The following is a 10,591-nucleotide window of genomic DNA, read 5'->3' on the forward strand; positions in this document are numbered from 1 at the left end:
GGCTTGACTTCTTGGACTTTCATAGTAAACTACACGCACAAACGTCCACTTCGTGGACATTGTACGCCGCCCTTAATGAAGCCAAGCCAATCGGTCTGCGCCTACGGCTTGACCGATTGGGGCTTCATAGTAAACTACACGCACAAACGTCCACCTTGTGGACATTGTGCGCCGCCCTTAATGAAAGTTACCCAATCAGTCTGCGCCCTTCGGGCTTGACTTCTTGGACTTTCATAGTAAACTCAGCTGCTTGCGTAAAATATAACTGTTCCAAAGCTGCTCTTCGATGAATCGCGCACCGCGCAGTCCCATCAGCGGCACATCGGTCAAATGGATACGGTCGAGCACGGGATAAGCGACAGGCAAAAACTGCGCTTGCCGCAGCTCGACCTGCGCCGCTTCGTTGCTGCTTGCAAGAAGCAGCCCGCCGTTCATCGAAGCGAGGAAGGAATCCAATCCCGCCGTATGCGTTTCGGAAAAAACTTCATCGACAATCGTTCGATTCATCAACGCATCGTCCGTATCCGCCGCAACAGCGAGATGACGCACATCCGCCCACTCCGTTCGCAGCGCCTGCGCCAGCCCCCATGCCATAGATACGGGCGCCCGCACGAGCGCTTTATCGAACCAAAGCTCACCCCACATGCTCTTTATTTCGTTCAGACGCAGAAAATCTTCCTTTTCCACATGAGAAAGTTCTTCCTGCGCATCCTTTTCGCGCGGTGCGGGCAAAGCGCATGTGATCTCTTCGAGCCACCGCCGTGTACCCGCCCTGCCGTAAGGCGGCAGCGGTGCGACAAACGGCGTGCCGTACCTCTCCGAAAGCGTCTGCGCCGGAGCCAATCCAAGCTCTCTATGCACGACGATGTTGAGCGCGGCGGCGGGCAATCGCTCGACTTCCGACACCTTCACACCACAGCCAAGGACGACATTCACCTCATAACCCGCTAATCGCAGGAGGCGCACGAGTTCCTGCGCGTCGTTCACCCCTTTATAGTAGCCTGCTGTCACGCCGAGGAGATTCACGCCATACGGCTTTTCGACTTTCTTCTCAGGCAGCAGCACATCAAGCGCAGCGCACGCGGCTTTTTGCCAGCCTTCGGCGAAGCTGCCCGCGAGGCCGCTGCTGTCAACGGCGACAATCGGCGAGCTTATGTCCGCCGCCCGCGCGATGGCGGCTACATCGTCGCCGATCAGCCCCGCGGCGCAGCTGCTGACGATCGCCAAAAGGCGCGGTGGCTCAGCGATATAGGGCTGCAGAGCTTCCAGCAGATAGTCCTCCGCGCCGAAGACGATGGCGTCGTTATCGAGCTGCGTGCAGCCGGTACGCTGCACGGCATCGCTCACGCCATGCTCGACGTGACGCAGCGCGAAGTAATGGCACCACATGGGGCCGTTGACGATGACGACCGCATCCCGCCAAGCGGCAAAAAACGCCATCGCACCCGCGAGCGCACAGCTGTCCGTCCAAGCGCAGACGTCATCGAAACGCCGTTCCTGCTCAGCCATAGATCAGACCTCCCCGGCTCTCGTGACGACAGACGATATGCACCATATCGTGCAGGAGCTTCTTTTCCATCGACCAGCCGACGGACGGCATGAGCGCGAGAAAGATCTGCCGCAGCTTCGCGTCGGTAAGCTCGTGCGTCGTCAGAACGAAATCCGACGCTTTGAAAAGCTCCTCTGCCTCGCGGCTGCCCTCGCAGGCGATCGGCGCATCCGTCAGGCGCACGAGCTCCTCTTCCATGACCTCGCGCCGCCCGGGCAGGAACGAATCAAGGAGGACGACGCCCGCCAGTTCGACGCCCGCCCTCTTTAGAATACGCATGACGATCTGCGGCTGAAACCAGTTGATATCGCGCCCGATGGCAAATGTCACGCGCCTTTCTGAGAGCGTCGGACGCACCTCTTCCACAGCGCGTTGAAACGCCTCTTCTTCGGTGCAAATCACTTCTTCCGCTTCCCTTTCCCTGCCGCAAAGTCTGCCGACTGCACGCAGCCACTCCTTCGTTTCATCCGATCCGACCGCATAGACGTCGGCAAGGTACGGCGTGCCGAAACGCTCATGAATGTGCCGCGCCAAGTCGACGAGGAGCGCCTGCTTCTCGTCGCTTCGCCGCCCGAGCACGATGAGAAGCTCCGCTGCCGGCACGACATCCATCTCAGACAGGGCGAGATACGACGGAAACTGTCCCTCGACGCGCAGGGAGAGAAGCCCGAGCAAGCGGCACAGCTCCTTCACGTACTCGCCGTGAATGCCGCCGCAGTCGCCGAGCAGCACGACGCTGCCCGCACGGCGCTTGGCCGGCTTCATGAAGCGATCGACGAGCACGCGTGCAGCGTCAAGGTAGCCTGCATAATACTCGCCGTCGAGAAAACCGTGCGCCGAGACGGCGCTGACGGGCAAGCCAAGCTCTTGCTCCATCTCCTCAGCCACGGCGCACGTATCGTCTCCAATGACGCCGCTCACACAGGAATTGGCGATAAATATCGCTTGCGGCTGATATTTTTCTGCGGCGAAACGTATGCACTCGCGCAGACGATCCTCGCCGCCGAAAATTGCCTCTGCATCCGACAAGGAGCTTGTCAGAAGCGGCACGGGCGAGAGACGCACCTTCGTTCCCGCCGCGCGCAGGCGGTAGAAGCTTCCCACGTCCATGCCGTGGGCGATATGAGCGCACGGACGCGGGCTGTGGAAGATGACGAGAGCGCCGCGCACGAAGGAAAGCGCACGCCAGACGCCCGGCATACTGCAGCTGAAATTCGTGCGGCGCATCACCATGCGTTTCGCTTCAGTTCCCATAGCTTTCCACCAGATCTTCCAACGCTTCAAACGCCATCGGCTTGGGGATGACTAGATCCGCATTTCCCTCAATCGCCGCCGCAAGTTCTTCATAAATCTTCGCCTGTGCAGAATCCGGCGCGTAGGCGATGAGCGTCTGCCGATGGATCTCCGCCTCGTGTACGGCGGCGGAGCGCGGGATGTAGGCGATGAGCTTTGTATCGAGGCGTGCGGCAAAGGCTTCCAAAAGCTCCTTTTCCCGCGCGACATCGCGCCCGTTGCCGATGATGCCGCCGAGCTTCACGACGCCTCGCGCAGCGAAGCGGCGCACACCCTTGGCAATGTTGTTCGCCGCGTAGAGCGACATGAGCTCCCCCGAGGAAACGATGTAGATTTCCTCGGCATAGCCTTCTCGTATCGGCACGGCGAAGCCGCCGCAGACGACGTCGCCGAGTACATCGTAGATGGCGACATCGACATCATCAAACGCATGAAGCGCCTTGAGCCTTTCGAGCGCCACGATGATGCCGCGCCCCGCGCAGCCGACGCCCGGCTCGGGGCCGCCCGCTTCGATGCAGCGCACACCGCCGTATCCCTCATGCGCGATTTCCGCAAGAGAGAGCGCCGCGCCCTTCTTGCTGCGCTCTGCATCGAGCACGGTGAGCGGCGCAATGCGCCCCAAGAGCAGCCGTGTCGAATCGTTCTTCGGGTCGCAGCCGATCTGACAGACCTTCTTTCCCCCGCGCGAAAACGCTGCCGATACGTTGGCGGCAGTCGTCGACTTGCCGATGCCGCCCTTGCCGTAAAACGCAATCTTCTTCAAGTTTGCAGCCCCTTCCTTTAGGACCACTGATAAATTCAGCCGCCCCTCTTCATTTTATCAGCGTTTCCTTTCCCCTTTACTCCACCGCCGAGAGAAATTCCTGCCGCGACTGGAGAAAAGCGTCGCCGTAGAGAATCCATGCCGTTTCCTGCACGCCGAAGACGATGTTCTGTGAAAGATTGTAGACGTAACGCGCCCACGGATGGCCGATCTGCTTTTCCCGCACGGCTGTCATCTGCTGAAGAGACGGATCTTCCATGTACTGCCTGCCGTAATTCTCTTCACGCGTTTCTGCGTCCTCATAACTCGGCAAAAAAAGGTAGTCGGGATTCGCCGCGACGAGCTGCTCCTTCGTCATCTCCTGCCCCATGCGGTTGCCTGCGGCAGCCTTTGCATTGATCGACGCCGTATGGCTGCAAAGCTCGTCGAAGGTGCAGCCGGCGCCGCCGTAGTTGGGCATGATGGAAATGAGCGCGATGCTCTTGTGCTTCTTTTCCTCGGGAACATCCTTCATCTTCTCTTCGATCTCCGCGAGCTTTTCCTCCATCTTCGCGATCAGCCGTTCACCGCGCTCCTTCTCATCGACGGCTGCTGCAAAGAGGCGGATATTGGCATGGATGTCCTCCATCGTCGCCGCCGCACGGCAGACGACGACCGGCACGCCGAGCGCACGCATGGCATCAGCGTTCTCGCGGGGAAGCCACGGCGTGACGATGATGAGGTCGGGCGAGAGCGCGGCGACCTGCTCGACAGACGGACTGCGCGTGATGACCGTGGGGATTTTCCCGCGCACCCACGGCACATTCGTATGCTTCTCGTCCGCGAGCGAGTCGTTGACCGCCGCCATGCGCTCCGGCTCGACAAGACCGAGCATCATTTCGTCCGTGCCCGCGCTGATCGTCAAGATGCGCTGTGGCTTATGCGGAATCTCGACAACAGTTCCCTCCGCATCGGTCACACGGTACCCGCTCGACGCCTCATCCCTTTCGCCCATGCAGCCCGTCAGAAAGAGCGCCGAAAGGAGTGCGGCGCATGTGAAGACTGCAGCAAATCGCGGATACTTCTTTGCCTTATACAATTTGTTCCGCCCTCTCTTCCAAATCGCCCTCGATGGAGAGGAACAGCTCGCGCAATTCCTCTTTCGTCTCCTCACGCGCTTTCCACAAGCCGCGCTGCTCTGCTTCTAAGAGCGTTTCCGCCATGCGGTGCAGCGCCCAGGGGTTGACCTCCTGCAGCCACTCCTGCATCGACGCATCGAGCACATACTTGCGCGCATATCCTTCGTACATCCAATCATCCATGACGGCGCTCGTCGCATCCCATTGATAGCTGTGCGCGAGATAATTCGCAAGGTCGGAAGCTCCCTTGTAGCCATGCTCTTTCATGCCCTCGATGAATTTCGGATTCATCGCCTCGCCGCGGAACAGTCGCTCGGCTTCTGCGGCGACGGTGCGCACGACGATGCGCTGACGGTCGCTTGTATCGCCGCTGTAAGAGCGCGGCGCCTTGCCCGTGAGCGCACGCACGGTGGCGATCATGCCGCCGTGGTAGGCGTTGTAATCGTCCGAGCTGAACATGTGCGTCTCGCGCGTGTCCTCGTTCTTGACCGTGACATCAAGCTCCTTCATGCGCCGCTGGAAAAGCTCGGGATCGTAGCTGCGCGCCATGCCGTCCGCACCGTAAGCCGTGCCCGAAAAGCGCGTGTAGACGGCCGCGAGATCGTCGAGCGTCTGCCATGCCTTCGACTCCAAAAGGTCGCCGACGCCCGCGCCGTAAGCGCCCGGCGGGTCGCCGAAGATACGGCACGAGGCGCGTTCCCAAGCAAGAGTATGCTCTTCGCCCTGCTCTTCGAGCCATGCCGTGTCCGCGAGGATGTGCTTGCGCACGAAATTTTCATCTGCACTCTCATCCTGCGCTGCTGCAAGCTTCACAGCCTCGTCGACCCAGCGGATGGCGTTCGGCACGGCATCGCGGAAGAGACCGCTGATGCGCGCCGTCACGTCGATGCGCGGCCGCTTGAGCTTGGCGAGAGGGATGACCTCAAGCCCGACGACGCGCTGCGACGGCCTCTGCCAGACAGGGCGCACGCCCATGAGGTAGAACAGCTCGGCAATGCACTGTCCATGACTGCGCATGTTTGAGCCTGCCCAGAAGACGATGCCGACCGCTTCCGGGTAGCGTCCCTCCTCGCTGATATACTGCTCGACGAGCGCATCACCCAGTTCCTTGCCGTACTCCCACGCCGCAGGCGTCGGCAGACAGCGCGGATCGAGTCCGTAGAAGTTGCGTCCTGTCGGCAGGACGTCTGCGCCGTTCGTCGTCGGCGCTCCCGCCGGTCCCGGCTCGATGTATCCGCCCGAAAGGGCGCGGAGCGTGCCCGTCAGCTCATCCTCCGTGCGCAGGAGGCGCGGCACGATCTTCTCCGTAACTTCGCCGAGCGCCGCCAGAAGTCCTTCCCTGCCCGCCGCACTGTACGAGGCGAACGGTTCCAAAGCCAATGCTTCTCTCGCCGCCTGCGGCATGTAGGCGCGCGCGGCGAGACGCACGAGAAGCAGGCGCATGACGTCTTCTATCGCATCGAGCTTTCTGCCGTACGTCATGCCGTCCTCCGTCATGCGTTCGCTGTGCTCCAAAAGCTCTTCGTAATCGTAGCCCTCTTCCTTGGCGATGAGGCGCAGGAGCGACGGCTCGCCGCCATGCTCGACGCGCACGAGCGCGAGCACGAGGTCCAAGAGTTTTTCAGCTTCCGGAACTTGCCCGAGGGTATGAAGCCCCGTGCGGATCTGCATGTTCTTGATGTCCGTCACATAATTGTGCAGAGCAGCGACATAGGCGTCGAAGTCCTCGCCTTCCTCGATGGAATCCTCGAAATGGCAGAGCGCCGCCTTCTCGCGCACGATTTTCTGTACCGCTGTCAAATTGTCTGGCTGCGCCGCACGGAAATGAACGTACTCGTCGAGCGCCTGCTCAAGCTCCTGCAGCTCGTCGAAAGCGCCCGCGAGCTGCATTGGCGGCGAAAGATGGCTGATGAGGCACGCTGCGCCACGGCGCTTCGCCTGTATGCCCTCGCCGACAATCGTGATCCAGTAGGGATATACGTCGGGCAGATCACCGAGCGAGACGTCAGGATAGCATTCGTTCGAGAGCGCCGTGCTCTTGCCCGGCAGCCACTCCAACGAGCCGTGCGTGCCGACGTGGACGACGGCGTCCGCCCGCCACAGATCGCGCAGCCAGTGATAAAAGCCGATGTAGTGATGCGTGGGCGCGGCGTCGGGCGAATGCAGCAACTTGCCCGGATCCTCGCCGAAGCCGCGCGGCGGCTGCACCGTGAGAAAGATATTGCCGTTGAGCGTGCCGGGCACGAGCAGCGTGCCGTCGTAGTTGAACACCTCGCCCGGCGCTTCGCCCCAATCCTTTCTCAGATGTTCCTTGACCTTTTGCGGCAGCGCCTTGAAGAATCTTTCATACTGCGCCGCCGTAAGCTGTCCGTCGGCATTCTTTACCTGCTCTTCACTCACGAATCGGCGGTCATTCGTCGCGTGATTCGTAAGAATATCCATGAGCTCTTGGCTGCTCTCCGGCACGAAATCGACGCGATAGCCCGCCTCGCGCATCCTCGCGAGCAGGAGGCGCACGCTCTCAGGCGAGTCAAGCCCCGCCGCACTGCCGATATTCGCATTCGTCGGCGGATAGTTGTGAAAGACGATGGCGATCTTCTTCTCCTCGTTTGCCTTATGGCGCAGATTTGCCCACTTCTTCGCCTTTCGCGCCAGACGCTCCATGCGCTCCTCAAGCGGCGCATAGCGAGGCGTTCCCGTCTCATCGAGCACCTTCGCCGCAATCGGCACGGCATGAAGGACGCCGTCGAACTCCGGCATACAGACGCTGAAGGACACCTCCATCGGGTCGAGACCCGCAGGCGACCTTTCCCATTCTTCCTTTGGCGCAAGCACCGTATATGCTTCAAGAAGCGGCACGCCGAGCGCATAGAGATCTTCGATGCGCGTACCGCCCGCCTTGATGGAAAACTTCATCGTCGTGATAATGGCGTCGACGACGGTCTTCCCGTCGCGACAGAAGTATCGCTTCATGGCATCGAAGAGCGTCGGCGACTCCACGCGCTCATCGCGATACGAATTGGAAAAAACCGCGACGGCATTGAGCCCCTGCGCCTCTATCGCACGAATCAATGCCGTGTGATAGGTGAAGTCCCCTGTAATCCACTCCGAACGATAGAAGATGACGCCGATCGTCCTCCGATCGTCACGGCAATGCGCGGCACGATATCCCTCAATGTCCTGACAATCGCCGTGCCAATCGGGGTGGTGTATGCCGTGCCAAGGCAGTATGCGCGGCGGTTCCGGCGCACAGGAAAACCCCATTTTCCGCGCAAGATACAGCAGGAAGTTTTTCATATTCTCCTCGCCGTCGCAGCGGAAATACTGCCAGGCGAGAGCGATTTCCTCTGCCGAGAAGCCATAGCTGACCTTATCATGCTCGGCATTGTCCACAAGAATCAAATGCGGCGCACGGCTCTTCTGCAAACTGCGCGACGCCTGCTGCAGGAAGGGGTTATCCAACCCTGTGCCCATCCAGAAGAATAGACAAAGATCAGCCTTTTCCTCAAAACTGCGCCATGATTCCATACCGTCTGCCGTACGAACGACAAGTTCAAGCGCAGGCAGTGCCGCCGCACACGTTTCCCATGCGCGGCAGACGAGCGCGGACACGCGCTGAATATTCGTATAGACCGCCATTTTCATTTCGCTGCACCTCCTGCTTTCCCCTCGTTCATGCACCGACATCGGCATGTGTTTCCTTCGACGCCGTTTCCTCTAAAGTTTCGCGGACGCGCTCGATGACGGCATACACGAGGAGATGCTCCATCGACTTCATATAGTCGTCCTGCATGGACACGCTTTCTTTCGACGAGAGAAAAAGAACCTCTGCCATCTCTTTCAGCAGCGTTTCCGCTGCTTCCCAAGTTTCTTCCTTTTCCAAAAGCCCCCAAAGATACTCGTCGTAAAGATGGATGAACAGTACGCCCAGGGGAAAAAGCGACGGTACAGCAGTCATTTTTTCCAAGGCGGCAATGAACTGCGCCTTGATTAAGGCATTGGCGTCCGCCGCTTCTTTATATTGCCGCCACAGCGCTTCTTCCGTGACGCCGAAGCGGCGCAGGCGGCGCAGCAAGTCGTGCTGACGCGCCGGTGTAAGACCCGACTGCTTCTTGAGCGCTTCCTTGACCGCCGCCATGACGGCAAGTCCGATGAGCTCGCCGAGCTTGGAATGTTTGCCCGCACCCTCGAAAAAGAGCGGCGACTCACTGTTGGCGACGACGATTGTCTGATCCGTGCCCGAACCCGTGGCAAGTCCCGTGGAATAGCGGCTCGACGCCATGAGTTCCTGCAGCGCCGCCGTCTTCGCCTCCGTGCAGGTCACGAGAGCACGCGCAAGAATTCCGGGCGGCAGATCGGCGTCGATGACGAGCATGATGTTGATCGTGCCGCATTTCTTCTCCGCCGTCTTGTAGTAGGATGCAGGATCGCCGACGCGCCCGCCGTTCGTTTCCACGCCGCCCGTTACGATCGCCGTTACGGTCAGTTCCTTGTAGCTTCGCGACACGATAGAGGCGTTTTCCATGTGCGCCGCCGTACCCATGCCCGAGGTCAATTCCGGCGCAAGACCAAGCCGCTCTGCAACGATCTTCATGCTCTCGACGTATGTCGGCGCAAAGGACTCGCAGGGCATTCCCGATCCCTGCGTCATATCGCGATTGAACACCGCCTCGAAATCCTCATGGTAGCCGCCGTTGTAAAGCGAAGTGCTGAGTACCTTGCGCCGCCCGCTGAAAACCAAAACGATGCTCTTGTCATAGCGATAAACGATGTCGCCCGTCGTCAGTCTTGCCAATTCCATCTGCCCTTGCCCCCCATCACGCACTATCAATCTTGCATATCACGAAAACGCCGCACGACTTCCAATACACCTTCGGCACAAAGACGCTCCAGCGTGGCATATCCCGCATTCATGCGCTGCGCGATCTCAGGCGCCAGTCCCACCTTCGGAAAGCTCTTCTCCGTATCGAGCACGATGCAGTGCGCGTCTCTTCGCGCGATCTCCTCTGCTGCGCGCAGCGCCTCCTCCTTCGCCTTCCCCACTGCAGAAACATTCGTCCTGCCATCTGTCACGAGCACGAGCACCGTTTCCGCGCCTTCCTTGCGACTGAGCTCATCCATCATCTTGAGCGCGGCGGCAAGTCCTTCTGCGAGCGGCGTTTTGCCGCCCGTCGGCAAAGAGCGCAGCGCCTTTTCCGCCAGCTCCACGCTTCGCGTCATTGGCAAGAGCGTCTCGGCGCTCGTGCGCCGAAAGGCGATCAGTCCCACGCGATCACGCTTTTGGTACGCTTCGCGCAGGAGGGCGAGCACCGCGCCCTTCACCATCTTCATGCGCTCCTTCGCGCCCATAGAGCCGCTTGCATCGACGAGGAAGAGGATGTTCGCGGCGGCACGACGCGCCCGAATCCATACGCGCAGATCCTCGGCGCGTATGACGACGGCCTGCTCGCCATGCCGCTGCCGCTGATAAGGCGCCGCCGCGCGAAGCGTAGCGGCAAAGGCGAGGTCGATGCGCCGTCCGGTGCGCGGCAGCGATGTGCGCCAAGGACGTCCCGTCGGCACGTCAAGCTGCACGATTGCGCGTCTGCCGCTCTTGCCCTTCCTCCCGCACACCGCCTCGCGCAGGAGCGAAAGCCGCGCCATAACCGTTTCTATGGAGTGCGTCTCATCTCTATCTTCGCCGCCCGAATCGCCGTCCGCAGGCGGCGTTTGCTCCTCGTCGGTCTGCGCCTCTTCTTCCTGCGCTTCTCCTGTATCGGCTTCCTGCTCTTTCGATTCGCCGCCCATCGCATCTCTCGTCAAATTATCGTCCGGGCGTTCATCCTGCGACGCATCATTCGCCTCATCTTCCGACTCTCCCTGCGGCTC

The 10,591-nt window shown here is 60.3% G+C and carries 7 protein-coding genes; all 7 read right to left on the bottom strand.

Annotation, left to right across the window (positions count from 1 at the left end; translation table 11 throughout):
• Nucleotides 1-231: 231 nt before the first annotated feature.
• Nucleotides 232-1,509 carry a nitrogenase component 1 gene (locus ACTTKG_RS06360; protein ID WP_442673399.1) on the bottom strand — a complete coding sequence of 426 codons (1,278 nt, stop codon included), beginning with the start codon at nucleotides 1,507-1,509 and terminating at the stop codon, nucleotides 232-234.
• Entirely contained in the window at nucleotides 1,502-2,803 is a 1,302-nt protein-coding gene (locus ACTTKG_RS06365) for a nitrogenase component 1 (RefSeq protein ID WP_442673400.1), read from the bottom strand. The genes ACTTKG_RS06360 and ACTTKG_RS06365 overlap by 8 nt, the downstream gene beginning before the upstream one ends.
• A complete protein-coding gene (locus ACTTKG_RS06370) occupies nucleotides 2,793-3,605 on the bottom strand; it encodes a nucleotide-binding protein (RefSeq protein WP_442673401.1) in 813 nt (270 codons plus the stop codon). Before ACTTKG_RS06370 ends, ACTTKG_RS06365 begins: the two co-directional genes overlap by 11 nt.
• A 76-nt stretch (nucleotides 3,606-3,681) precedes the next feature.
• On the bottom strand, nucleotides 3,682-4,683 hold the full coding sequence (locus ACTTKG_RS06375) for an ABC transporter substrate-binding protein (RefSeq protein WP_442673402.1): 1,002 nt from the start codon (nucleotides 4,681-4,683) through the stop codon (nucleotides 3,682-3,684).
• The gene (gene cobN / locus ACTTKG_RS06380) at nucleotides 4,676-8,368 is read right to left on the bottom strand and encodes a cobaltochelatase subunit CobN (protein ID WP_442673403.1); all 3,693 of its coding nucleotides are present in this window, start codon (nucleotides 8,366-8,368) and stop codon (nucleotides 4,676-4,678) included. Before cobN ends, ACTTKG_RS06375 begins: the two co-directional genes overlap by 8 nt.
• Nucleotides 8,369-8,396: 28 nt before the next feature.
• The gene (locus tag ACTTKG_RS06385; protein ID WP_442673404.1) at nucleotides 8,397-9,524 is read right to left on the bottom strand and encodes an adenosylcobinamide amidohydrolase; all 1,128 of its coding nucleotides are present in this window, start codon (nucleotides 9,522-9,524) and stop codon (nucleotides 8,397-8,399) included.
• Nucleotides 9,525-9,550: 26 nt separating this feature from the next.
• Nucleotides 9,551-10,591 (bottom strand): VWA domain-containing protein (locus tag ACTTKG_RS06390; protein WP_442673405.1); only part of this gene is annotated, 1,041 nt, incomplete at its 5' end.

This window comes from Selenomonas sp., assembly GCF_052169755.1.
GTDB lineage: Bacteria > Bacillota > Negativicutes > Selenomonadales > Selenomonadaceae > Selenomonas.